General features: G+C 44.0%; 20 protein-coding genes and 1 pseudogene. 8 read left to right on the forward strand and 13 right to left on the reverse strand.

Annotated features, from left to right (window positions below):
- Window positions 1–54: 54 nt before the first annotated feature.
- Window positions 55–1641 (reverse strand): alkyl hydroperoxide reductase subunit F, encoded by a 1587-nt coding sequence (gene ahpF, locus ACS8E3_RS04555; protein ID WP_439241693.1) that lies wholly within the window; start codon window positions 1639–1641, stop codon window positions 55–57.
- Between the two features lie 458 nt (window positions 1642–2099).
- Between ahpF and ACS8E3_RS04560 the strand changes: the two genes are divergently transcribed.
- The gene (locus ACS8E3_RS04560) at window positions 2100–2348 is read left to right on the forward strand and encodes a YdcH family protein (RefSeq protein WP_439241695.1); all 249 of its coding nucleotides are present in this window, start codon (window positions 2100–2102) and stop codon (window positions 2346–2348) included.
- Between the two features lie 153 nt (window positions 2349–2501).
- On the opposite strand, the gene ahpC is transcribed toward ACS8E3_RS04560, so the two are convergent.
- Window positions 2502–3068, reverse strand: coding sequence for an alkyl hydroperoxide reductase subunit C (gene ahpC / locus ACS8E3_RS04565; RefSeq protein ID WP_439241697.1), 567 nt, complete (start codon window positions 3066–3068; stop codon window positions 2502–2504).
- Window positions 3069–3455: 387 nt separating this feature from the next.
- Here ahpC and ACS8E3_RS04570 point away from each other — a divergent pair, with 387 nt between their 5' ends.
- Together ACS8E3_RS04570 and ACS8E3_RS04575 are read left to right on the forward strand one after the other, a co-directional pair.
- A complete protein-coding gene (locus tag ACS8E3_RS04570) occupies window positions 3456–4364 on the forward strand; it encodes a hydrogen peroxide-inducible genes activator (protein ID WP_439241699.1) in 909 nt (302 codons plus the stop codon).
- A gap of 6 nt (window positions 4365–4370) precedes the next feature.
- Window positions 4371–5054 carry an HD domain-containing protein gene (locus tag ACS8E3_RS04575; protein WP_439241701.1) on the forward strand — a complete coding sequence of 228 codons (684 nt, stop codon included), beginning with the start codon at window positions 4371–4373 and terminating at the stop codon, window positions 5052–5054.
- Here the strand turns inward: ACS8E3_RS04575 and ACS8E3_RS04580 are convergent.
- From ACS8E3_RS04580 to ACS8E3_RS04610, 7 genes are all read right to left on the reverse strand, one after another.
- Window positions 5035–5637: a methyltransferase domain-containing protein gene (locus tag ACS8E3_RS04580; RefSeq protein ID WP_439241703.1), complete on the reverse strand. Its 603-nt coding sequence runs from the start codon at window positions 5635–5637 to the stop codon at window positions 5035–5037. The two genes, ACS8E3_RS04575 and ACS8E3_RS04580, sit on opposite strands and share 20 nt — an antisense overlap.
- Before the next feature lie 36 nt (window positions 5638–5673).
- Complete coding sequence (locus ACS8E3_RS04585) at window positions 5674–6363, reverse strand: M48 family metallopeptidase (RefSeq protein WP_439241705.1); 690 nt, start codon at window positions 6361–6363, stop codon at window positions 5674–5676.
- A 12-nt stretch (window positions 6364–6375) separates the two neighbouring features.
- Window positions 6376–7815: a DUF1513 domain-containing protein gene (locus ACS8E3_RS04590; RefSeq protein ID WP_439241706.1), complete on the reverse strand. Its 1440-nt coding sequence runs from the start codon at window positions 7813–7815 to the stop codon at window positions 6376–6378.
- Window positions 7816–7881: 66 nt separating this feature from the next.
- A complete protein-coding gene (locus tag ACS8E3_RS04595) occupies window positions 7882–9042 on the reverse strand; it encodes an imelysin family protein (RefSeq protein ID WP_439241708.1) in 1161 nt (386 codons plus the stop codon).
- Window positions 9043–9087: 45 nt separating this feature from the next.
- Window positions 9088–10635 (reverse strand): di-heme oxidoreductase family protein, encoded by a 1548-nt coding sequence (locus tag ACS8E3_RS04600; RefSeq protein WP_439241939.1) that lies wholly within the window; start codon window positions 10633–10635, stop codon window positions 9088–9090.
- Between the two features lie 353 nt (window positions 10636–10988).
- On the reverse strand, window positions 10989–12434 hold the full coding sequence (locus ACS8E3_RS04605) for an imelysin family protein (protein ID WP_439241710.1): 1446 nt from the start codon (window positions 12432–12434) through the stop codon (window positions 10989–10991).
- A 244-nt stretch (window positions 12435–12678) separates the two neighbouring features.
- Window positions 12679–13335, reverse strand: coding sequence for an OmpA family protein (locus tag ACS8E3_RS04610; protein WP_439241712.1), 657 nt, complete (start codon window positions 13333–13335; stop codon window positions 12679–12681).
- A gap of 546 nt (window positions 13336–13881) precedes the next feature.
- Here ACS8E3_RS04610 and ACS8E3_RS04615 point away from each other — a divergent pair.
- The 5 genes from ACS8E3_RS04615 (at window position 13882) to minE (ending at window position 18590) form a co-directional block, all read left to right on the forward strand.
- Window positions 13882–14871, forward strand: a complete 990-nt coding sequence (locus ACS8E3_RS04615; RefSeq protein WP_439241714.1) for an acyltransferase — start codon at window positions 13882–13884, stop codon at window positions 14869–14871.
- A gap of 94 nt (window positions 14872–14965) precedes the next feature.
- Window positions 14966–16021 carry a hypothetical protein gene (locus ACS8E3_RS04620; RefSeq protein WP_439241716.1) on the forward strand — a complete coding sequence of 352 codons (1056 nt, stop codon included), beginning with the start codon at window positions 14966–14968 and terminating at the stop codon, window positions 16019–16021.
- 270 nt (window positions 16022–16291) lie between these two features.
- Complete coding sequence (gene minC / locus ACS8E3_RS04625) at window positions 16292–17122, forward strand: septum site-determining protein MinC (RefSeq protein ID WP_439241718.1); 831 nt, start codon at window positions 16292–16294, stop codon at window positions 17120–17122.
- 362 nt (window positions 17123–17484) lie between these two features.
- On the forward strand, window positions 17485–18297 hold the full coding sequence (minD, locus tag ACS8E3_RS04630) for a septum site-determining protein MinD (RefSeq protein ID WP_439241720.1): 813 nt from the start codon (window positions 17485–17487) through the stop codon (window positions 18295–18297).
- Window positions 18298–18299: 2 nt separating this feature from the next.
- A complete protein-coding gene (minE, locus tag ACS8E3_RS04635; RefSeq protein ID WP_439241722.1) occupies window positions 18300–18590 on the forward strand; it encodes a cell division topological specificity factor MinE in 291 nt (96 codons plus the stop codon).
- Between the two features lie 219 nt (window positions 18591–18809).
- Here the strand turns inward: minE and ACS8E3_RS04640 are convergent, their stop codons facing one another.
- From ACS8E3_RS04640 to ACS8E3_RS04655, 4 genes and pseudogenes are all read right to left on the reverse strand, one after another.
- Window positions 18810–19358, reverse strand: a complete 549-nt coding sequence (locus ACS8E3_RS04640; protein WP_439241724.1) for a hypothetical protein — start codon at window positions 19356–19358, stop codon at window positions 18810–18812.
- Window positions 19359–19484: 126 nt separating this feature from the next.
- A complete protein-coding gene (locus ACS8E3_RS04645) occupies window positions 19485–25391 on the reverse strand; it encodes an Hpt domain-containing protein (protein ID WP_439241726.1) in 5907 nt (1968 codons plus the stop codon).
- Window positions 25375–25539, reverse strand: coding sequence for a hypothetical protein (locus ACS8E3_RS04650; RefSeq protein ID WP_439241728.1), 165 nt, complete (start codon window positions 25537–25539; stop codon window positions 25375–25377). Before ACS8E3_RS04650 ends, ACS8E3_RS04645 begins: the two co-directional genes overlap by 17 nt.
- A gap of 64 nt (window positions 25540–25603) precedes the next feature.
- Window positions 25604–26653 (reverse strand): annotated as a pseudogene (locus ACS8E3_RS04655) (methyl-accepting chemotaxis protein); the annotation flags it as partial.
- Between the last annotated feature and the right edge of the window lie 135 nt (window positions 26654–26788).

A 26788-nucleotide genomic window follows, 5' to 3' on the forward strand; every position in this document is an offset into this window, starting at 1 on the left:
AAAAGACCACCTCATATGTGAGATGGTCTTTTTGAGGCTTAATGAATAAAACTCTTACTGCATTACTAAATATTCAAAAGCACTTAGCGCCGCTTTCGACCCTTCGCCCATAGCAATATTAATCTGCTTAAACGGCACAGTAGTCACATCACCACAAGCAAAAATACCTTTGCGATCGGTACGGCATTTTTCATCGATTTCAATCTCGCCAAAACGGTTTAGATCGACAAAGCCTTTGATAAACTCCGTGTTCGGTACTAAGCCGATCTGTACAAACACCCCTGCCAAATCGCGCTCATGAGTCTCACCTGTGCTGCGATCTTCAAAGACGATAGAGCTTACTTTACCGTCAGTCGCTTTGATCTCTTGCGTTGCCGCGCTAGTGATGAACTCGATATTTGATTTCTCTTTGGCTTTATTAATGAGCACTTGATCGGCTTTTAATTCGTCGGCAAATTCAAGAACGGTCACGTGTTTGACGATACCGGCCAAATCAAGCGCCGCTTCGATACCTGAGTTACCACCACCAATCACTGAGATATCTTTATCTTTAAAGAAAGGACCATCACAGTGCGCACAGTAAGCTACGCCTTTACCGATATTTTCTTCCTCGCCGGGGACGCCAAGCTTACGCCACTGCGCGCCAGTCGCAAGGATAATACTACGGGTTTCAAACTGCTCGCCAGTATTGAGATGGATACTGTAGTTTTCTTCCTTAGTCTCATCAATCTCTTTGACCGTCACATGCTGCTTAAGGGTGATATTATACTCTTGCAGGTGCTTTTCAAAGTCCGCTGATAGATGAGTACCTGTGGTCAAAGGTACCGAGATTAAGTTTTCAATATCCTGTGTATCTTTGACTTGACCACCAATACGATCGGCAACCATGGTCACTTTTAGACCCTTACGCGCGGTATAAATCGCCGCTGCCACCCCAGCAGGACCGGCACCTATAATAGTGACATCTTGCTGCTCTAGTTGTTCTGCATCAGCATCGCCTTCCGCTAACAGATCAGGGAACTGCTCTTGTAACTTTTCGATCAGTTTAGCCGTATCGATAAGACCATTAGCAAAAGGCTTACCGTTTAAGAATACCGCCGGCACGCCCTGAATATTATTGGCTTCGACTTGTTCTTGGAACAGCGCACCATCGATCATCTCGTTACTGATATCGTCGTTCAGTATGGCGAACTGGTTCAAGGCTTGTACCACTTCTGGGCAGCTGTGGCAAGATAACGACACATAAGTCTGAAACTGAAGCGGTTTATTAAAGCGCTTCACTAATTTTTGGATGCCTTCATCGAGCTTGAGCGTATGACCGCCAGCCTGCAAAATAGCTAAGATAAGCGAAGTAAATTCGTGACCGCCTGGAATACCACTAAAAACAATACCGTTATCAACGACTTCGTTATCGATATGGCTACGCACCGCAAAGCTGATTGGGCTTGGTAAGCTGCTGTCAACATAGTCCGCTTGGTCCAGCTCAAAATTAATCTTATCTGTCGTTCCAGCAATCTTTGTTAAAAAGTTGACTAGCTCGCTACGTTTTTCGTGCTCGCCTGACCCTAATACGAAACTAATAGGACGAGTCATGTTTTCGCTATAGCTTTTTACTGCGTCTAATAAACTTTGGTCAATCATAATCAATCCTTATTTTTATAATACAAAAAATACTAAGAGAGTAAATTCGGTTTAAGTTAGAGTATCGGGCTTAATGTAGCTTTAATTTTAGCTCGCTAATACGCTGTGGCCCTTAGGCTACCAACTTTTGATAGAGCTATTATCGGACGTTTCAGAGCTATGAACAAGCGGATAAATCCAAACTATATGTTTTATAAAACAAATCATAAAATCAATATAATCTAGTAATTTAAACCTATTATTAATAAAACACCCTAGAACCTAGCCTTTTATTTCGCTACAATCGAGAGAAGTGCTAAGAAAAACAACTGGTTTTAAGAGCAATTACTCTGGTAAATAAAAGGCTTTTATAACCGTAACTCTTAGCGCTTTAGAGTCTTAAATTCATTAATAGTTTTAATCACGATGCGTCGCTAGTCGTTCATGACGACTTTACGCTTACTAACAAGGATGAAAACATGAGAAAGACTGATACCCTGCAAGATAATAGAGAGATTGTTGACGAGCTTAGACAAAAAGACAGCCACTTCGCGGTGATATTTGATGAACACACTCAGCTTGATGAGCAAATTAATAGGCTAGAAAAAGACCGCGTTACACAAGCGAGCTGGGACGATGAGATCGAACAGATGAAACGACGAAAGTTACAGCTTAAAGATGAGATTTATAGAATCATTGATAAGAACAAATTACAGTCACATGCCTAATCATGACTCAAAACCAATATTGATTTTTATGTAGACATAAAGAACAGTAGATAACGATAAAAAAGCCCTCATCAAACAATGCTGATGAGGGCTTTACTATTTGTAGCTTACTATTTTAAATAGCTAATCAGCTACTTTTAAACAAGCAATGACTTAGATTTTACCAACTAAATCAAGGCTTGGTTTTAGAGTTGCTTGACCTTGCTCCCAAGCGGCTGGGCATACTTCGCCGTCGTTGTCACGAACGTACTGAGCTGCTTTTACTTTACGTACCATGTCTTTTGCGCTACGACCGATACCAAGGTCATGAATCTCAGCGACTTTGATAAGACCATCTGGATCCACTAAGAAAGTACCACGAAGAGCGGCGTTGTCTTCTTCGATCATGATGTTGAAACCGCGAGTGATTTTACCTGTACCATCACCTAGCATTGGATATTGTACTTTGCCAATGGCTTCTGAAGAATCGTGCCAAGCTTTGTGTACGAAATGAGTGTCAGTCGATACTGAATATACTTCTACGCCAAGGCCTTTTAGCTCTTCGTAATGGTTTGCCATATCTTCAAGCTCAGTTGGGCAAACAAACGTAAAGTCATGTGGATAGAACATAAAGATCGCCCAGTTGCCTTTGACGTCTTCTGAAGTGATGGTTTTAAATTCACCGTTTACATATGCTTCGGTTGAAAACTCTGGGATTTCTTGATTAATAATAGCGGCCATGAGTGGCTCCTTTTTTGTTAAGTTTGTGGTTATAAAAATAATAGTGATTAAATCGATAGGTTACTATAAAGTAGCTAAAATAATGAAGCTGTCTACATTAATATTGCCTACCACGCTAACTGCGATTAATTGCCGTTTTTAATGGTGCAATAAATCTTGCTATTGGCTTTACCTATCTGGGTTACAAGACAAACTATACGCGAATTCTATGGTTAATCCAGTTAAAAGTTTTTAATTTGATGTTTTGTTTTATTAATCTTGTTAAACTATTCTATCGCTATTACTCATTAAATAATAATACGTAAAGCGCCTATCTCTATCGATTTGCGAGCGATAAGATAAAACCAATACTTTTACAAAACTTCTAAATTGCATTAGAGAGCTTCTATGATTACTTTACGTCAACTCGAATTTGCCTTGGCTGTTGCCAAGCATCGTCACTTCAAACGCGCCGCTGAAGATTGCAATATCTCGCAATCAGCTTTGAGCTTAGGTATAGCGGAGCTAGAAAAGCAACTCGATACACAGATTTTTGAGCGCAATAACAAGCAAGTGCTGATCACCCCTATTGGCCAAGATATCTTGACTCGCGCACAGCGTATATTTTCTGAGGTCAATGATCTCACGACTCGCGCTCATAGCCATCAAGCGCCGCTGGCTTACCCGATGACGGTTGGTATCATTCCGACTATCGCGCCGTACTTGCTGCCTAAGGTCTTGCCCGCGCTTCGAGCACACCACCCTGAATTTCGCATGACCATAGTCGAGCAGCAGACCGAGCGCTTACTCGAACAAGTGCGCTACGGTCATATCGATACCGCTATTATTGCGCTGCCTTATGCGGTCGATGGTTTACATAGTTTTGAATTTTGGTCGGAAGATTTTTTTGCCGTATTCCCCAAAGACGATGTACATGCCAAGCTTGATAGCATTAATTCTGATGAGCTAGCGACCGCTAATCTGATGCTATTGGGCGAAGGACACTGCCTAACCGACCAAACTTTATCCGTCTGTCATTTCGATCGTGAACAGATGAAATCGAGCTTTTCTGATGCCAGCTTGAACACGCTTATTCAGATGGCGCTAGCTAATATGGGCACAACACTAGTCCCCGAGATGGCGCTAGATCAGCTGCATCTGCACAACCAAAATGCGGTCGCTGTTCCATTAAGCGAGGCAGGTCCGCATCGTCATATCGCCTTTGTCACTCGCCTAAATTATGCCCGTGTCGATGATGTGAATTTGTTGGGTAATGTGTTTAAACAAGCATTAGAAGAAGCGGCCAATAAGAGCTAAGCAAATATGACCGACCTCTTGCAAACCAGCTCTCGTCTTAGTCAATGCTTTGAGCAGCATTTATTATCGGTTACGAATAGCGATATCAAGCCAGCGCAAGTTAACGGGCTTTGGCAAGATATCGCTATTCGTTATAATGAGCTTAGGCGCGCTTATCATACGCTAGAGCATTTACAGCAGCTTTTTAGTCAGTTTGAGCAGATTAAGCATAAGCTACAGCAGCCGTCTATCATTGCCTTGGCGCTGTTCTATCATGATGTGATTTATGAGCCGACAAGGGCAGATAACGAGCTTAAAAGCGCTGACTATGCACAGAAGGTATTAAGTCAGTATTTAACAGATGCTCAAATTGAAGGTATTTATAAGCTGATAATAATGACTGCAGATCATCAATTAAATGACGCTGATATTAGTGACCCTAATAGTAGCAATAATAGCGACGCCGCCTACTTATTAGATATGGATTTATCTGTTCTAGGTGCGGCTTGGTCTGAATACGAACAGTATGCCAAAGCAGTAAGGCAGGAGTATAGTCAGGTTGCAGAAGCAAAGTATCGCATGGGACGCACTGAGGTATTAGCAGGCTTGCTCGCTCATCCAAGACTGTATTTCAGCGATTATTACTATCAGCGGTTAGAAGTTCAGGCTCGTGAGAATATTGGACGGGAGATTACTTCGCTGATAGTTTGATAAATAGCTCACTACCTTGGCGCGCGGGATGTGAATTATAACAAGGCTCCATGATCTCGATATCAAAGTGCGACTCGAAGCGTCGCTTATACTCCTGCTTATCACCACCAAACGGTGGATGACTATTGCCAAAATCCTTATCAAACAGCACACCTACTAACTTGCCTTTTAGCTTTAATAAATTTGCCATCTGCTGTACATACTCATTACGGCGCTGCGGGTTTATCGCACAAAAAAACGTCTGCTCCAGTACCCAATCGAACTGATAGCGCTCAGGTGATAATGCAAAAAAGTCCGCACAGACTAGCTGCTCAGACGGAAAACTAGGATAGCGCTCGGCAAAGTCGTTAATTGGCGCAGGCGCAAAATCAACCAACGTGACATTGGTAAAGCCTTGCTGATAGAGATAGCCGACTTCATAAGCATTGCCCGCTCCTGGCACTAAGATAGCATCATGCTTGGCAGATTCAGGCAATTGATCGATATAAGCTTTGAGCGGCGGCGATACCTCGCCCATATCCCATTGAATACTATCGGTCTCGTAGCGCTGCTGCCAAAACCTGGCTTGATTAACGTTGTCCATAACTTATCCTTTTTCATTTAAAAAAAGTTTTGGAAATTAATCCAACTTCCCATCTTTACCCGCTAACTTATCATGCCACTGCTTATACTCCGGCATCGCTGTTTCTACCGTTTGCCAAAATGCCGAGCTGTGATTGGCGTGATGCAAATGACATAGCTCATGGACAATGACGTACTCGGTACATTCGATAGGGTAAGCAGGCAGGTATACCGATAGCCAAACACGGCCGACGCGCATATTACAACTGCCCCAGCGCGTGTGCATCTTTTTGATACGCGTCTCTGTCGCTTTAGTCCCGACTATCGGCTGCCATTTTTCAAACAGCTCAGGCATAACTTGTAATAACTGCTGACGGTAAAGAGCGATTTTTTTGTCATGATTAAGCGTAAAGGTTTGCTTATCTCCCCATAACCAAAGCGGTTCAGCTTTTTTTACTGAGTTAGATTGTGGGTGCTGGTTTTGTTTACGCTGATAATTCTCTAGCACTTGCTGATGGTGAGCCAGCGCCCACGAGACACGTCTATCGACAAATTGCGCCATTTGAGTGGTACTGATGGATGTGGGAACAGAAACGGTTAGTAGATTGGGCTTTAGCCGGAAATTAATATTTTTAACACGTTTTTTGCTGATCTGCAGCTTAATATTAGCTGCCGCCAAGCGCTCAATAGCGCTCTGTAATAAAGGCGTCATATTCATATTTTTAGCAGCAAGGTTTTGGCTAGGCATAGAGTGCTCTCATCAAAGCGCCTGCAAATGATTATCAAAAGACATTTTATGGTGTCGCTGATCGCTGGTAATCATTCTATTTTGCTTATCGACACTTAGAGTTGTTAACTGCCCTTGCCCATCGCTAACAATAAAACCGCCTTGCTCGCCTACACTCACTGAGGCTCCAGCACAATCAAGCAAAGCAATCGAATCAATAAGCTCATAAGTGTTTAAGTCGTAGATAGCCGCGCAGCCCCCAATAGGCGTGGTTACACAAAGTAGATCACGCTCGCTATCGACCGCGACGCTTGCGATATATTGATGGAAACGCTGCCATTGATTATTTGGCATAGTTAGCGGGGTAAATTCAATATCACCGCGCTGATGCGTCAGCACTAATGGCACATTAATATGCTTCTCGCCTTGGAACTGAATTCCCATCATCACCGTACCATCATCATGCATAGCCAAGTGCCGAATACTCATCTGATTATGCTCAGGTGTTATTTGTTCTAGTAGCTCTCCAGTATGACGCTTGAGATAAACTAAAGATGGACGCATGCTATCTAGATTCAGCTCCTCACGTGAGGCCTGTTCGGTTTTGATACCGCCATTAGCAACGATCAAAGTCTCGCTATCAGGGTGCATAATTAGCTCATGCGGACCAATGCCATGTGAGTCGAATTCAGCAATTTTTTGGTAGTTATTAATCGCATCGTATATACCAATTTTACCGTCTAAACTGACAGTATCGTTTTCGGTAATATATAGTTTCGTACCGTCCAAACTATAGCAAGCATGACCATAAAAATGGCGATCGGTGGCGGCTTTGATAGCATACTTTACTTGACCAGTAGCGGTATCTAGCACCCAGAACCTTTCACTAGGACGGCGACCCATGACCACGACATCGCGAGCTTCAGTTTTCTCACGACTGCTAAAAAGAGGCTGCACCACGATGTCATGCACGCGCTCGGGCATGGTCGTTTGCCAAACGATTTGCCGATCGGCATCGATACCGACTACCCCAAAATCATTCTCGTTACCGTCATTCGAGATCAAACGCTTGGGTATAGCCGCCACCCCGCTCACCCAGCAGACCGCACGCGGTAACATAGTAGTGGTATGACGCTCGGCTACCCCACTGACTTTACCCTGAATAACAGCAGCATCAACAACCGCATCATGAACACTATCTTCAGGGTAATTTTGATAAGCTAATTTAGCTTGTTGATAAGCGTGCTGTAGTCGTGGTAGTGGTGCTGATGAATTCAGCTTAGCGTTGATGCCAACCACGTAGTCTTGTAAACGAGCTTCTGGCTGTTGCTGCTTGCGGTAATAATGATGAATAGACACTAAAGCGACTGTGGCAGTCACAGTCGCTGATAGAGTACTTAAAAAAGCACTAGAAACATCGTTTGACGTTTTACTTTGCATCGATATTTTCTCGTATTTTTTATGGTCAGCCATCATAAGCCTTTGAGTCACCATTTATACAAACTATAATTTTCTTATCTAAACACCAAGAATAACTTTTTAATCACCATCGGTACTATTAAAGCCGACACGGATACCCAGCGTCGGAATTAATTGACGTTTGATAACTCGGGTAATCTCTGCCATTTGCTCAAGCAATTGCTGTTGCTCGGCTTTATCCGCTTGTGTGATATCTTCCGGCATTTGCGCTAGTAAGGTCGTCGTCTGAGCTAGTATAGTCGATAAATTATTACCGACGACGCTCTCCTGATTACTATTTAAGATAGCACTCAGCACAGGATCTGTCAGTGCTTTGTTTAAGGTCGCAAGCTTAGCATTGATAATCGCGCGGCTTTGTCCAGCCGTAGCGGCAGGTACGTGACCTTTAGCTGTACCGGTGAGACCTAACGGCTGGTCAATAGCGCTCGATTTGGTGGTCTCAATCATTGATAGTAAAGAGTTAAACCATTGATTGAGGCCTTGGTCGCTATCTGCAGTTTTATCAATAGCGAGCAGCTCAGTCGCATTATTTTGCCAATTATTCTCAATTTCTGTTAGGCGCGCGCTTAGAGCATCGCTGGCACTCAATACATAAGCGCACTGCGCTGCATTTAAGCTCTCATTGGCATACAAGGCTTCTTCTAGACCAGGGACGCCTTGCACAATAGCACTCTCGTCAGCGAGCTGCTCTTTGGTGAGATTAGGATTGGCAGCGATAAGATCGGCGACGCCACTATGCACTAAGCCGCGCTCATCGGGGTAGTAGTTGATATATAAGTTACTCATGCTCTCACTTGCTGGGCCGAAGTTGATCATCTCAGCCTCTGCCCACGCTTGCGCTAACACTAACCACTGATCACGAAGCTGCTGTAATGCTTCACCGCTAACAGGAGCGCTTTTGCAATGCTTTTGGGCTAAATCATGCAAGATAGCACTTTGCTTAGCGGCATTAGCGTAAGCGGGAATGATAAGATCATCAGCGACATGAGTTAGATAGGTTTTTTCGGTCTCTACGCTAATATTTACAGGCACAATGGCAGCTGTAACAATAGCATTTGCATCGGTTGTATCTGCAGTCGCGCTATTTTCTTCTACCACTTTTTGACTATCATTATCAGTCGCTTGCTTTTCATCAGCAGGCTTAACGCAGCTGATAAGTAGACCCGCGCTCAAAGCAGATAGAACCATTACTAAAGTAGGATTAGCTTTGTTTTTTTTCATATTTTTCTCGGTATATTTAGTTCAATTTACTGTATTTATTATCGACTATAGCGATTTTAAAAAGGCATTAAGTTCAGCTCGGCCTTGTTTATCGAGTTTCAGCACTTTTTGTTGTTGCGTTTGTGCCTCACCGCCATGCCACAGCACCGCCTCCATAAGTGTGCGCGCGCGCCCATCATGCAAAAATGTTGCTTGCGGATCGACAGTTTGTGCCAGACCTATGCCCCATAGCGCTGGAGTACGCCATTGATAAGAGTTGGCAAGGAATTCTACTTGTAAGTCCTTTGGTGGCAGCTTGCTGGCGATAGTACGATCGGCAAGATCATCGCCCATATCATGGAGTAATAAATCGGTATAAGGATAAATCACTTGTCCATGCTGCTCAAGATGATCATCGTCCGTTTTTGGTAGCTTATATCTGGGTGTATGACAGCTTTGACAACCCATCTCATAAAAGCGCTTTTTACCCGCTAGTACTAGCTCGCTATCAGCATCACGGCGATGCGGCACGGCTAAGTTGCGAGTATAAAACTCTACGAATTTTGCCACTTCATCACTGACTTCGACAGGCGATTTACCATCGCCTTGATCATCAGCGCCAGTGGTGGCATTAAGACAGGCGGTTTGTAGCGGTGTACAAGACTCAGTAGGACGAATCCTTGAGGTGAGACCCATATCTTCATTAAAGGCGCTTTGGTTTTGCGTTAATAGCTTAGTTTGCCCTGCTTTCCAGCCGAAGCGACCTAGTGCCGTCTTGCCCGTTTGCGGATCCATAACCCAGTTAAAAGTGCCACGAATACCATCGTTGTTTTTGTCCTCGCTATCGGCTTGTTTTTTGATATCTGCATCAGGGATTTGCTCAAGCAATCCTAGCCCTATCATAGGTAAAGCTACCCTTGGTGAGACCATTAGCTCATCATCAAAATCACCGTAGCCTGGATGGGTCAGCTTAAAGGTTGGCGCACGCAGAGTCTCGATATGACCATCGGCGAAGGTGACTGGTTTATCCGCCCAACTCACCGATACTCTCGCCTCAGCAGGCACGCCTTGAATACCGCGATCTTGCAGCTGACCGCCGTACATAGGATGAGCAACTTTTTCGATAAGGGATTGATCTAAAAGTTGCCGCTCCTCATCAGTAGTCGCTGGCATAGCTAAGCGTATCAGCAAACTATCGGCGTCATCTTCGCGAGTCATCGGCGCGTGACCGCGGCCATCTTTAACATGACAAGACTGACAAGCGGCGACATTGAATAGCGCCCCAAGACCATCGCGGCTATCAGTGCTAGCAGGCGCTATCACCCAAGGCTGTTTAAAAAAAGCATTACCAATAAAAAAATCACCTTTACGTGAGGCGCTCAAATTAGATGACGGTTTTGAATAGCTCTCGCTACTGGTGATAGTGATACCGGTGTCACCGCCTTGCTTGATCTCTTGTGGGTCAAAAGTAGCCAGTGTCTGCATCGGTACACCAGCGATAGCTTCTATGGTTTGCGTGCGCTCAGCAGATAGCGCTGATTCTAGCTTTGATTCTTTGGTATTAGCGTCTTTATCTGAGACGCTATCAATAGGTTGGCAAGCATTCAAAACCATTACCGATACTAAGCTTATCGCTATTTTTAATACGGTTTGCTGAGATAAAGCATTAAGAGTGAGCCGTTTAAAGCGCAGAGACTGTACTGATCCAAGCTTAGAGGATGAGAGGATGACACTCATAGAGTTACCTTGTGTACTATTTATCTTTAGCAGGACAAGCTTACTGTGATATAGCTGATAAGCGTTTGATAGAAAAGAATAATAGAGATATTGGTAATACCTTTAATTATCTGATTGTCTAATTGTTTGATTAACAATTTCTTTAAAAAAAAACACGCTGCTAATAGTCATTAACAACGTGCTTGTTGTATCGTCAAAATATATAAAACAAGTATAGCAAAATCTTCTCTCTAAAACTGTGAGCCTGCATCCGCATCTAAATTATCAATACCGACGGCTTTGGCCGCGCTTTCAATACCAGCGGTCAGCTCTTGTAAGCTATTAATACCATTCTCAATCCAACCACGGCGCTTGTTTTGCTCTTCAGCAGTGACGCCCTGTTTAGTCGCTTGACCAACAGTAGCTATCATTTGATCGACTTTGATGCCTTCGTTTTCGCCTTTTTCAACTAATACATTAAAGGCGTCTTCTACGCGCTTAAAGTCAGCAGTGAGTTTGTCTGCTTCGGACTTATGACCTTTATCAATGAGGTACTGTTTGACACCATAACCACCAACTGATTTGCCAGCGACGGTTTTATAGCTACCATTGAAGACATTTTGGATACCACGAGCGTTATTGGCGTAGCTCAAATGAGTCAAATCACTGAAACACTCATGCTCATCTTCGGTGGAGCCAGTGACAAAGGCAACTTGCATGCGCTCAGAAGCCAGCTCACCAAGCGCTAAACTGCCCATCTGATACATGATTTGACGTAGTGCATTGTCGCCTCGGCGCTCTAGTAAATCACTGCGTAAAGTATTCTCGCTCTCAGGCTGCCATTCGGCTTCCATCGCACTCAAATCATCAACTAATAACTGAGTCGCTGCTTTTAGATACTCACCACGGCGCTCGCATACACTAGCATCGGCATTGACAGCATCACCGTTGGTACATTGACCCTCCGCAGTTAGATAGTCGCTAACAGGACGTATACCTTCTCCTTCGCCAACGCCATTGATATCTTGACCCCAGAGTAGAAACTCTATCGCATGATAGCCGGTAGTCACATTGGCTTCGCTACCACCAATTTCACTCAGCTCAGCAAGCAACTCAGGAGTAATGGTACTAGTATCTTGTTTGACACTCCCTACCGCGATGCTATCGCTATTAATAATATTGTCTTTGCTATTGTACTCGCCTTGATAGCTGTCGCTCACATAATCGATTAGCGCTTCATCAAGTGGCCAAGCATTGACTTGCCCTTCCCAGCTATCGACGCTACCTATTTCACGCTCATCATTAGCGCTGACAAAGCCCTCATCGAACCGAAAAATCTCCGTCTGCGAGTAAGGTTGACGTGCTGCTTTATAGGCCGCTTTTGCCGCTTCTAGGTTGTCCTCAGTTGGCGTCTCAACATAAGTATTTACTGCGTTTTGTAAGGTTTTTGCAGTCTCTAGCGAGTCTTTATAAGCGGCATGCGCCATATCTGCATAGCTGACAAGTAGTCTATCGATACCCGCTTGCTCTGTCGCTGCTTGTGAGCTAGTGGTCTCTGTCTGCGTCGTTTGCGCATCAGTCGCTACAGCTTCCTCATCGGTCTGCTTTGTGCAGCCCGATAGCAGCAATAAACCAGCTAGAGTCGCTGCTAAAGTTGTAGGCAGGATTCTACGGTTCGGCACAGTATTAATAGTCATGGGCATCCTTAGTAAGACCTAGTAAATATAAAATAATTCTGTTTGCGAATTATATTGTTATTGATAACTATTATCAACTATAAATTAGCTCGATTTCAATCTCCTCTTATGCTGATCTCATACAAAGCCCATGTTCTTTATGAATATTGTTTAAACAAAAAAAAGCCAGCGTGAGCTGACTTTTAAATAATGATTTTAACTGTATACGCTAGCCATGATATTAGCTATAGCTTTAGTTTATGGCTTAGTTAATGCTCTGTGGAGAGTTAATAGTTAACTCAACACGGCGGTTTTGCTGACGGCCATAATCAGTGTTGTTATTAGCGATTGGACGCGATTCGCCATAAGCTACTACATTGATACGGCTAGAAGATACGCCACGAGCGCTTAAATAGTTCGCTACTGAATACGCGCGATCTTTTGACAGACCCATGTTGTAAGAAGCAGCACCGCGACTATCTGTATGACCTGCGATGTTTACAGTAGTTTGGTTATATTGATTCATAGTAGATGCAAGTTTATCAAGCGTAGGCTTGAATGAAGGGCTTAGAGTCGCATCATCAAATCCAAAAGTAATGTTACCTGGCATGACTAAATCAATATTACCTGTCGTTGGATTTTGCTCAACAGTCACGCCAGTCCCTGCCATTTGCTGCTCAAGCTGCTTGGCTTGACGTTCCATGTAATAGCCCACGCCTGCACCTAAAGCTGCACCGATAGCCGCGTCACGACCTGTTTTGTCGCCGCCTGTCGCTTTAGAAACTACCGCACCGCCTGCTGCACCGGCTAGAGTACCTAGAGCGGTTTTATTCAAACGCTGTTGCCCAGTATTTGGATCAGTAGTACAACCACTTAAGGCTAGACCTGAAGCTACTGCTGCAATCATAAGTTGGTTACGCATAATTGTTTCCTCTCAAATTAAATGAATAGTTATAATATAATATATAGTAGCACTTGAAAACGTTGCTATTTTATTCTGATAACTAGTGATTAAAAAGCTAGTTCAAACAGCTAAACTTTTCTGAAAGCTATATTCCTAGTTAATTATATTTTTACCTTATCCTTAAGCAAAAACCATAGCAATTACAAAAAATAGCTTACTAGTTATCAATAACAATCGATACTATTATGACCAGGCGGAGCTCTCTATGTGTAATATTTTGTCATACCTCTGTACAAGAACTGCATGAATTGTCTTTGATTGATTCCACTTATTACTGAACAAACCTAGATTCATCGCGTAGAGTCAATAAAATAATACAAACTTAATGACTTCTCGACTATTGGCATAGTTACCGATAGTAGTAATTGAGTCAATGTGCCGACAGTTTTTGTATTATTATTTACGTTTACACTCGTACACTCAGCGAAAAAACTGCTAGAATCGATGCTATTTTTTAATCATCGTCACTGAGTAGGCGCTACTTAAGAGCAGTAAGGATACTTTATGAAATTAGCAACACTAATGCAAAAGCTCCATCAGCGCACGCCAAAGCTTGGTAAAGCGATTTCTTTGACCACTGCTACTGGCGTGATTACTAGCACTAGTATGGCAGCAGGCTTACCAGTATGGTTTATGGGGGTCGCCAAAGTCATTACCGGCTCAAAGATAGCTGATAAGACAGTCATTAATGTGACCAATCGCTGGATCCATAGTAACAACGCGCTGATAGATAATATCCTACCTAAAAAAGATTGGCGTATCAGCCTGCCTAAGGATGTCAGCCCTGAGGGTAAGTATCTGCTGATTAGTAACCATCAGTCGTGGGTCGATACCAGCATTGTGCAGTATATTAGTGAAAACCGTTTGCCACTGACGCGCTTTTTTACCAAGTTTGAACTTATTTATATCCCAGTTATCGGTCAGGCCTTTTATTTTTTGGACTTTCCTATGATGCGCCGGCACTCTAAAGAGGCGATTGCCAAAAACCCAGCACTTAAAGGTAAAGACATTGAGGAGGCCAAACGCGCTTGCGCTTTGCTAAAAAACAAACCCTTCACCCTACTCAACTACATAGAAGGCACTCGCTTTACTCTAGCGAAGCGCGATGCCCAAAACGCTCCTTATACGCATTTGCTCAAGCCGCGTGCAGGAGGGCTATCACTTGCTATCAATGCTTTAGGAGATGAGATTGATGGGATATTGGATATGACCATTGTTTATCCCGATGGCATACCGACTTATAGTGATTTATGGAAAGGAAATATCAAGCGGTTAGGAGTCGATGTGCGCTATATCGACATACCCAAACAGCTACTGAGCGATATGCAAAGCGAGGATTATCAAACCAACACCGCGGTAAAAGAGCAGTTTTTTGCTTGGGTTGAGCAGGCTTGGCAGCAAAAAGATCAGCGAATTACTGATATGCTCGCCGATTTTGAAAAAAACCCTGAAAATGATTTTGTGTCTGCGGCGCAAACTACGCTAAACTCTTAATCCATAACTTGCTTTGATTAGATTTTATAAGGCAATACTAAGTCTTAACCATCGCAGATTTTATGCACTCACTACTTAACAAAAAGGGATAACTGTGTCCGCACTTCATAGCGCTGAAAAGCCAACTATAGACCCAAAGCTATCCCCAGATCGTCCCAAGCCCAATCGCTTCAAGCTAACTTACGATATCATCATGATTATCGTTATCAGTATCGATCTGTTTTTGATTAGTCTCGATGCTATCTTGATGAGTAGTTTTAGTAGTAATGTTGCAGGATGGCTGTCACTAACGGAAGCGCTGAGCTGGTATAAAGAAGTGCTGCACGACCCACTACGTACTTTGGGTGGATTTTTTACGCTGTTTTTGATTTTTGAGCTGCTAGTGCGCTGGGCTATTGCTATCAAAGAAAAGATCTATTATCGTTGGTTTTTCTTCCCCTTTGTTCACTGGTATGAAGTGCTTGGTTGTTTCCCGCAATTGCGGGCGCTGCGTTTGTTTCGAGTCGTGATTATCGGTCGTCGTCTCTATCAGCTTGGCTATCAAGTATTGCCTCAGCCTTGGTTGAATCGAATTAAGTTTTATATCGACTTAGTATTAGAAGAGTTGTCAGATCGGGTGATACTGACCGCTATTGACAACTATCGGCAACAGCTCACTAACCCGACTACCCAAAAATCACTTATCGAATCAAGCCTAGGCAGCAATCGCGATGATATCGAAGCGGTACTACTAGATTTGCTGCGCTCTGAGCTGGTACCACAGCTACGCAAAATTAATAACCAATCCACTGGTGAGGATATTATAGCCAAAGAGGTCGGTAATGCTATCCAAGACGGCATCGCCAATACTCCTGAGCTGCATCGTTTGCTACGTTTAATTCCTATCGCTGGCAGTCTTATCGAGTCGCAGCTGCAAAGTATCGGGCACAATATTGGCGTCAATACAGCCGCTTCACTCAATGCGCGTCTGCTTGCTGATAAAAACCTAGATCCTCTCATGGTTGCTATTGCCAAAGGAGTGGCACAGCTTGATATTGACCATCCCGCTCTAAACACCCTGATAGCAAAAATTATCAGTGACAGCTTAGTCGCCTTTGAAGCACAAGTAAAAGTACAGCAATGGAAACATCAGGATATGCTGAGGTTTTGATGGGTACTTTTTTTATTAATGCTGTTTTTTATTAGTAGTTTCTTGATTGATACTTTTATAAAAATGCAGAAGTGGGCGCTTTTATAGCAAGAATAATCGAATCTGTTGAACCTGCTAATTTTTATACGTAAAGGCTTGTTAATCTCTAGCTACCCTTAGTACACTGTCAGCTTAATAATAGTAAATGTCTGACAATTATCAAAAACGTCATTTTACTCTGTTACTCTTACCCTGTAGTGTTTTAAGCTTAGTCTTTTAAGGATTTATATAATGACCATGACGGATACTGATAGTCAAACGGCTGCTCCTGCTATGACTTTGTATGGCAAAATGCTGACGTTTTCGCGCTTACAACTACACACTAACGACTTGAGCCTGATTGACGCACAACTGGCTACTACGCTTAGTAATAAGACTAGTAATATACCCGTGATTATCGATAGTAGTGTCGAACAAGACTTGCCTGCTTTGGTTGAGTTTCTGTGGTCATGGGGGCTACAGCCTATCGGCGTAGTCACTGGCATACTCGAAGAGCAAGCGCGCGCGCAGCGTCTGGCCATATTTCCTGCTGACGGTAAGCGTATTGAACGGATTTTACCTGTTAAAAAGCCCGTCACGCAGCCAGTAGCCGACAGCAGTGTTGAAGCTACTGATAATTCTAATAATAGCACTAGCAATGATGCAGATTCGGTAACACCTGACCCTCAAGCTAGTTACTCTATAACAGCGACAGACTCCGAATCTTGGCTGCCTACTGAACATATCACCAGTATGATTTATGATCAAATGCTACGCTCAGGTCAGAGCCTAAATCACGTTGGTGGCGACTTAATCTTGACAAATAGTATCAACAGTGGCGCTGAAGCTATCACTGATAATAGCTTACACGTGTATGGCCGTGCCCAAGGGCGCCTGGTCGCTGGGGCAACAGGCGACAAAGACGCTCGTATATTCTGCCAAGTATTTAACCCATCGTTAGTCTCGGTCGCCGGCACTTATTGTTTACGTGACAACCTACCACAAGATATCATCGACAAATCAGTGCAGGTGCGTTTTGTAGAAGGTGAAGGCTTAGTATTTACGGTTATGGATGGTGCCTAATTCCTACTGTCAGTAAGTGTTTAGAAGAGAGTATTGACTCATAAGAAATATAACGGTAATTTACAGTAACAAAATTGCGCTATCATAACCTTATTAATCCGCCATTATAGTTAGTTGTTTTTATATACTATTTATAAACATTGAATTAATATAGCTTAAAGGATAATAACGGTAGCAACTGTAACTCTCTATCGATTTATGTTAGGGTTACGAGCGCAGACTGTAAATAAATCTTAAGTTTCAAACATTATTAGTGGTTCCAATAACTGTAAGCGCGTGGCGAGTTAAAATTTATTCAATAGCTGTTTTATTAGGGTCTAGAGTGGACTCTAGCTTTCATTCATTCATAGGAGTGTGCCACTGTGGCAAAGATTGTTGTAATCACTTCAGGCAAAGGCGGTGTCGGCAAAACCACGACTAGCGCCTCTTTTTCCGCCGGTTTAGCATTACGTGGCTATAAGACAGTGGTCATTGATTTTGATGTCGGCCTGCGCAACTTAGACTTAATCATGGGCTGTGAAAACCGCATCGTTTATGACTTCGTTGATGTCATTAACGGTAACGCCCGCTTATCACAAGCTTTGGTCAAAGATAAGCAGCTTGAAAATTTATATATATTGCCTGCCAGTCAAACTCGTGACAAAGATGCGCTTACTGATGAAGGCGTCGCTGAGGTGATGGCTGAGCTGTCTAAACAATTTGATTATATTATCTGTGACTCTCCCGCCGGTATCGAGCGCGGAGCACAGTTAGCCATGTACTATGCCGATGAAGCCATCATCGTCACTAATCCTGAGATCTCATCAGTACGCGACTCTGATCGCATCATCGGTATATTGCAAAGTCGCACTAAGAAAGTTGAAGAGAATCAAGGAACAGTGCGCGAGCATCTTATCATCAGTCGCTATAACGCTGAACGTGCGGCGGCCAATGAAATGATGGACATTGATACTATCTCAAACGACATTCTAAAAGTGCCTTTACTTGGCGTTATTCCTGAGAGTCATTCTGTACTTGAAGCTTCTAACCACGGCGAGCCGGTCATTCACTACACCGATTCGGTAGCAGGTCAATGTTATGACGATATTGTTGCGCGCTTCTTAGGAGAAGAGCGACCACTACGTCATATTGATGTGAAGAAGAAGAGTTTATTACAGCGCTGGTTTGGGGGTTAAGGATGAGTAAAAAGAAAGGATTTTGGAGCAGTTTATTTGGCACAGAAGACAACCGCAATGCCGGCAGTGCTAATATGGCCACCGAACGATTAAAAGTAATCGTTGCTAGTGAAAACCGCTTAAATAGTCGGTTGACTACAGACCGTATCGAAAAAATGAAACGTGAAATACTAGAAGTGGTCAATAAATACGTCAATGGCGTTCAGATAGATGATGTCAATATCAATCACCGCTCTGAAGACAGCCTTGATGTCTTAGAGATGAATATTAATTTGCCTGAACACAAGCGCTGATCTTGTTAGCTGACTTACTCTAAGCATTCTGTAAATAGCGATAACAGCGCTAACAATAAAGCCCTAAATACAAGTATTTAGGGCTTTATTGTTAGCGCTGTTTTTATCAATTTTTAAGTTTATTAATTCCAGACTTATCATCCTTTCGGTTCTCTGTTAGCGTTGTTACTGTCATCACTCTACATAGATTAAATAAAATAGACGATACTTTTAAAAGACTTACTGGCTGACAGTGACAAGCTGATGCGCGATTTTGTCTAGATCTGGTACGATATAGGCCGTCTCTTCAATGACAATCGCTTGAAACAAATAAGAGGTGATTGATTCTTCACTTACCTCCCCATCTTTTGCTTCTGCGCTTTTATCCATGACGCTATCTTCTGCATACTCTGTGGGTAACTCGCTATCTTGAACCTCGGAGATACTGACTTCAATACGGCGTAGCTCACCTTTGGTGTATAAAGCTAAACGCTCCTGTGCCGTATTACCTTCCAATATAACCACCTTATCTGGCACTTGATCTTTAGCGAGCAAATGAAATACCGCAACTGACTGCTGCTGCCAAGCATAAGTCTCAACAGACTCCTCGCTGCTGCTCTGAGCTGCATCACTATGATCCTCATTATAATCTACGCTATCTAGTATCAGTGAGCTTGGTACGATCCAGTCTGGTTGATTCATCGCCGGGATAATAGTAGCTTCAAGCATACCGTTAGCGGCAGTCAATAGACTAACCGCTTCGAAGGAATGTTTCTTTATCTGACTCATACATCACTCACAGTAGATAGGTTACTTAATAAGCGTCAAATTAAGCCTTTGGAGGCTTAACAAAGGCTCTGGTTTTCTTCAGTTATTATCGCTAATTATCAGTCGTTAAAGCTGTAGATATAAGCCTTATACCTGTTGCTTGTCATCGATTTTTATATTTAGCAATGTCTGAATTTTTTCTAGCAGCTCGCTTTCTTGGAAAGGCTTACCCATATAGTCATTAACGCCAGTCTCGAACGCTCGCGTGCGATGCTTGTCACCAGTACGCGAGGTAATCATGATAATAGGAATCTGCTGCAAACGCTGATTATTGCGGACTTGAGTCGCCACCTCAAAGCCATCCATGCGCGGCATCTCGATATCGAGCAATATCAGATCAGGCGTAGACTGTTGCAGAATCTCCATAGCATCGACCCCGTCTTTGGCGACTACAGCGCTTAAACCTTGGCGCTCTAAGAATCGAGAAGTCACCTTACGTACCGTTACAGAGTCATCGACTACTAAGACAGTCGCTTTGCGCTCTGCCGCCTCGAGATCAGCCTTTGGCTTAGCAGCTTTAGTTGTCGTCACTGTTTTAATATTCGATTGACGTAACAATGCAATAATATCTAATATCAGCATAACTGAGCCATTACCCATAATAGTAGCGGCTGAGATTCCTGCTAAGTGCGACAGCTGTTGACCCATAGGTTTAACCACCACCTCGATACGGGAGCCGGCAATCTGATCAACTTGTAACGCTAAATTCTGACCTGAGCTATTTTTTACGATGATCACCGGTAAGCTAGTGTTAGTGTTCATCATCAGCTCATTGAACTGACTACCTGATATTAGCTCATTGAGATAGCGAACACGGTAGTCTTTATCTTCAATCTGCATGGTGTCTTTAGCGGAGTGATAATAGTCGTATAGCACTTCTGGATTAACCCGGACTACCCTCTCGATTTGAATCAGCGGGATAGCATAGTAGCGATCCGCTGCTCGGACGACTAAGGCATCAGAGACCGCTACCGTCAATGGTATGCGCATAGTGAAGCGTGTGCCCGCGCCGGTCTTGGAGCTAACAGAGACGGCTCCGCCTAACTGGCGAATTTCGCTGGCGACTACATCCATGCCGACCCCGCGTCCAGAGATTTGAGTGACTTGTTTTGAGGTCGTTACCCCAGCATTGAAGACGTACTGCATAATCTCTAGATCAGTATATTGATACTCGCTTGGGTTGATTAAACCCTCTAAGACTGCTTTTTCGCGAACCTCATTAACGTCGATACCGCGGCCATCATCGGTGAGATGAATAACCACCTCGCTACCTTCACGTAATACCTCTAGGGTAATATGACCGCTACGATCTTTACCTGTCGCTAAGCGCTCTTGTGGGCTCTCAATGCCATGATCCACCGCGTTACGTAGCATGTGCTCTAAAGGCGAGGTAATACGTTCTAAGATGGTTCTATCTAGCTCATCATCCGCAGTAATAATCGATAGGTCTACCGACTTATTCAGCTCATTTGCAGTTTGCCTTACAATTAAATCTAAGCGTGGTTTTAAGCGTAGGAACGGCACCATTCGCGAGTTCATAAGACTATCTTGCAGCTCAGTTTGGGTACGAGATAATTGCAGCAGCAAGTTTTCGTTATCTCGGGTTTTTTCGAGCAATGTATTATTAATATCGATTAAATCTGAAGCGGACTCTGACAATGATTTTGATAACTGATTGAGTGAGGAGTACTGATCCATCTCGAGTGGGTCAAAATCCTCAGACTGGATTAACTCTTCATCAATTTGCGATAAGATCTGTGCCTCAAGCTCAATCTCCATACGGCGCAGCTGATCAGCTAAACGCTGGACCGTAGCGCTCATCTCGCCGATACTTCCAGTCAGGCTGCTCATACCCATATCGATACGTGCGCGGTTGATGGCAGACTCCCCTGATAGGTTAATCATATGCTCAACTAGACTACCAGAGATACGGATCATCTCATCACTACTATCCATACTACGCTCAGGCTCAGCAAAGCTACCGGACATAGCAGGCATCTGACTGATATCTATGTCGCCGCGTACCTCTCGCTGCTTGGCTTGCACGGCTAATATCGCGCTAATTTCTGTCTGTAACGACTCGGCGGGTATATGCCTAGAGGACAGTGTGTCTTTACTAAAGTCTTGTAACGCGTCAATCAGCGCCGTTGGCATAGGAGGATTGACGTGATGTTTGAGGATAAATACCGCATCTTTTAGCCAATCATGACAGCTAATCAACAGCTCAGAGATAACCTTGGTCGCTGGACGACGCCCAATCGCTAAAGACTCATAGACGCTTTCCATCTGATGCGCAAGATCAGCGATACCATTGGCCGCTACCATACGCGCGCCACCTTTGATGGTGTGCAAGTCTCGCTGTAGGGTCTGTACGGCTGCCACATCACTAGTGTTATTTAAGAATAATTGCAGATATTTTTGACTGTTTTCGACCAGCTCTTCTGCCTCTTCTAAGAAAACCTCCAAAATATCAGCATCAGGTAAGCCCTTTGACCAAGACTTGACTATTAACGACTCTAAGCTGATAGACTCAGCGGCGGTGGTTGGATCTACCTGTTCCTCACTGTCAGGCGTTGTCGTCTGCGCAGGATTCTTGAGAATCGGTAGTTTTAGAGTAACTGTTTGCGGTAGCACGCTATGTTGCTCAAACTCATTTAGCTGCTCGATGAGCTCACGAGTCCAAAATGACTGCTGATAACGCGCGACGTATTCGAGCTGCAATGACAGGGTATCTTGTATCATTTGCATGACATTGACCCATTGTAGCGTCGCTGCTACTTTATCAGTGATAAATGCTTCATAGATACTTTCAGCAGCGTGCGTCAGATCGCCAATACTACGGATACCCGCCATCCGTGCGCCGCCTTTTATGGTGTGCAAATGACGCTGCAGTACTTTTAGCGTGCTAATATCAGTGACGTCTTGACGCCATTGATTAAAGGTTTGGGCAATAGCGCTATCAAGCTCCTGCGCCTCTTCTAAAAAGATTTCCAATAGTTCGACGTCGGTATTGACTGCCTCTAATTGTAACTCTTCCACCGAGATGCTTTCGACGACAGGTTGTACATCCAAAGTCTCACTTGCTGCTGATAACCGCGCTTTATTATCAGTAAAATTCTCGCTAGTAGCGGCGATATCACCGGCATGATGCTGACGATGACCACTGATAGCAGCTTGTAAGTCATCGAGTATTGAGTGATTCACCTTAAACGACATACGGCCCGCAAGCGAATCAAATAAAGCCACTAAATGAGTATGAGCGGCTAATAATGCAGCTTGAATATGGGTATCATTACTCGCTTGGGGTGAGCTAGTAAGATAGCTATAACTGGCGGCTAGCGCGGTTAGTATCGCTGTAAATTTTGGCGACTCCGAGGTACGGTTTGCTAAGCGTGCAATCTGCTGTGCTATTTGCTCGATATAAGCCTTAAGCGGTTCTATGCTAAGCTCAGTGAATGCCTCTTCTAATTGCCATTCCGCATCTAACAAAGTATCAATATCTAGTGCTAGTAGCTGCTCTATGCTCAACTCGTTATCGGTTTGTGTGCTTGGCTCTTCTGAGATATCTAGCATCGCTTGTAGAGACTCTACATCTTGCTTACTTTGGCTAGTCGCTGCCGAAGAATGCTGCTGAATATTTTCCTCATAAGCCTGTAGATAACCTTTAATTAGCGCTACCGACTGCGCTAATGCCTCTATATGCTGAGCATTGAGCGGGGTGTCATGCTGCTGCAAATGCTCTAAGCTTTTTTCAATAGTTGCACTAACGTCACTAATGGCTGCTAATGCGTTAGAACCCGAAGCGGCACGCAGCGTATGAAAAGCCCTAACGATCTCTTCACTTACCTGTACGCACGGCTGGTGTTGATGAGTGCTGATAAAGTCATCAATTTGCTGCAATAACTCTTTAGCTTCTTCTACAAATATATCCAATATTTCGCGCTCTTCGCTGCTTTGTGCCGCTATAACGATAGGCGTTTCGGTCATCATATCGTTGATAGAGTGGATGTTTTTTAACATCGTCTCAGCGCTACTGACCTCATGAATAGCCAGCTTATCTTGAATATTCTTATCATCAATATCATTCATAACAACAGGGCCGTCTACCGCCGCGACCTCATCAGTAGCAGTATTGTCTATAGCTGCAGCGCTTGTCGCTGACACTCCTTTAGAAGATAGCGCACTATAACTGAACTCATCGCCCAACTGCTGACTATAAGCGTTTGCAGCAGCGATCCATAGTGGCACCATAGCCGGATATTCCTGTTTGCCTTCCGCAAAAGTGTTAATGATCTCAGGATAAGCAGCTAAGACATCAGCAACCAACTGCTTCATATCTTTCGATGGTGTCAGACTCTTATCTAAGAATCGATTAAGCATAGACTCTAATGCCCAAGCAAGCTCAGCGCTGTAGTTAGCACCTACCATGCGACCTGAGCCTTTTAGAGTATGAAAACCGCGTCTAATATCAGTTAAGCTAGCGATATTTGTATCGTCTAGTTGCCAATTATCATAAAGTGGCACAATCTCCTCTAAGACCTCATAGGCTTCCTCTATAAAAATCTCTTTGATATCGGGGTCAGCGTCATCAGCGTCCGCAGGCAACTGTTTTGTTTTTTCTACAAAAGGCAGAAGCACAGCCGGTATCTCTATCGCCGCAGTCTGGTCAGCCTCGGTGGTTACTGGTTGCTGTGATTGAAATTGCAGCTCTGACTCAAGAGCAGATGACTCTGTCACATTGGCTTCTTTAAGCTCATCTTGCGCTTCCATACCATGAGATAACGGCAAGCCGGCAAGTAAGTTATGGCTTTGCAAAATAATCAAAGCAGGATCGAATTGCGGCGGCTGAGCGGCGCTAAAGTTAGCAATCAAAGTCGGTAGCTGCTCTACCACCTGCGCCACTAAGCTGACGACCTCATCGTTCACTGGCAAAGACTGGTCTAGTAGATGAATCAGTAGATTTTCGATAGCATACGCCGTCTCACTGATGCTAAAAGCGCCAATCATCCGTCCTGAGCCTTTGAGGGTGTAAAAGTTATAATGTATCGCTGTTAATGGCGTCAAGTCATCGATATCTTGTTGCCAAACAGGTAATAAGCTCGTTAACTCCGCCACACTTTCTGTGGCCTCCTCGATAAAGATCTGGCGGATCTCTTCATTCATATCGAAAACATCAGGCTGCACTTGCGCTCTTGCCGTTTGCCAAGCTGTCAAGGCTACTGAATCATCGTCGTCGAAGCGGTCCTGATTAGCATTTGTAACATCAGTATTAGCAAAACTAATATCAGCATCATCGCTCTTAGCGTTATGCATCATCGTCATTTGCGCGGACAACTTGTCAATCAGTGCGCGCGATGAGTCATCTAGTGTGGCAAGAGAACTTATATTAATATAAACCGTCACCAATAGCTTATCGAGTAAAGCATCAAAAGAGCGATTGTCTAAGCTTTCTACTGCGCTAGTACCTTTCTTTTTCGCATTCTCTTGCTGGGCGGCAGTCTGCTGATAGCTCGTCTCAAGCAGCTGATCTAATCCTGATAATAGTGGCACGTAGTCTTGTGGTAAGGGCGCTTGATTGTTAGTTAAATTATGTAGCCAAAGCTCCGTTAAATACCATAAGCGCTGCTGTTTACTATGATGCTCTTGAGACAAGTCCACACCTTGCCATAAGTAATGACAAGCTTTTGCGAGCGCGGCTAAGGCTGCAGGCTCGTTGGTGTTGGTATTTAATAGTTGCTGTACTTGCTGACGCCATCCGGTCAACAACTGCTGATAGTGTTTCGGCTTTAGAGGTTCAGTTGGCGAGTATTTAGGGAGATAGTTAGGCGCATTAGCCTCAGTCAAAAAAGAGCTGATCGTCTTATAAAATTGGGTGATTTGCTCAGCAGTAGCATCCGTGCTGCTCTGCCAGCCATCAGACAGCTGTGATAATTGCTCTTTTGACAAAGGCAGCAATGATCCTAGCGCCGCGATATCATTAGGCTGGTTTTTCATAAGGTGGTCCCAAATCGTTTATATTGCGAGTCTTATCAAGTATTGACTTGCTGACAGCGGCGAAGCCACAAAGATTGGTTATCACACTATGATTATAATGACCAAAGTCGTTATAATCATAGCTCGATAACGATAGATTGTGACTCATCCCTGATCCTGAGCAGTGGTCTAGCTAGCAAATGCTTGTAGTGCCATTTAACATCAATAAGGTGTTAAACAATCTCTTCGACATCTTCAAAATGCTCGTCGTCATTAGAGACTTTGAAACCAGTGACTGATTGCTGCAAGGCGGCTGCCATCTCGTTTAGCTCACCGACTGAGCGCGCGGTTGCCATCGTACCTGAAGAGGTTTGTGAAGTAATACCTTGAATAATCGTCATAGTGTTAGAAATGTGACCGGCAGAAGCGGCCTGCTGCTGTGCGGTATTTGAGATACTCTCAATCAGATCAGCCAAAGTATTCGATACTTTTTGCACTTCTTCTAGTGCCTCACCAGCATCTTTTGCTAAGCGAGCACCGCGTACTACCTCGGAGGTCGTTGACTCCATTGATGTCACAGCCTCACTAGTATCGGCCTGAATGGTATTGACCAAGGTTTTAATCTGTTTAGTAGCGTTGGCTGAGCGCTCTGCTAGGCGCTGTACTTCATCGGCAACGACGGCAAAGCCTCGTCCGGCCTCCCCTGCCATCGATGCCTGAATAGCGGCGTTCAATGCCAAAACGTTAGTTTGATCCGCAATATCATTAATCAAGCTGACGATATCACCAATCTCTTGCGAGGACTCACCTAAACGCTTAATACGTTTAGAGGTTTCTTGAATCTGATCTCGAATGACGTTCATACCTTCTATCGAACGCTGAACCACTTCTGCACCATTATGAGCGATAGCAACCGAGCGCTGGGCAACATTCGCCGACTCAGTAGCGTTGTCAGAAACTTGGTCAATTGAGACGGTCATCTCACTGATAGCTTTAGAGACGCTAGCAATCTCTTGCGTTTGGTTTTCAGAAGCTTCCACCAACTCTACGGCGTTGACCTGAGTTTGTTCGGTAGAGTTTGTCACCCTATCCGCCGTCTCGTTAATGACCAGTACCAGCTCGCGTAACTGCTCGATGGCAAAGTTAACAGAATCAGCAATCGCCCCAGTGAAGTCCTCTGAGACCGTAGCATTTACGGTCAAGTCACCATCTGCCAAGTCAGCGAGCTCATCAAGCAAGCGTAAAATAGCCATCTGGTTACGCTCATTTTCTTCTTGAATTTGACTTGAGCGTTCTGATTCGATATTGGCTTCTTGACGACGACGCAGCGTTTCTTGTTCAATCAATAAGCGCTCGTTGGCACCTCGTTCTTTAAGCAGCCGTGACAAAGCGTAAGCTGCCCCAATAAGCCCTACTAT

Origin of the sequence: Psychrobacter sp. 2Y5, from assembly GCF_051847375.1 — a bacterium.
In the GTDB taxonomy this organism is placed as follows: Bacteria; Pseudomonadota; Gammaproteobacteria; order Pseudomonadales; family Moraxellaceae; genus Psychrobacter.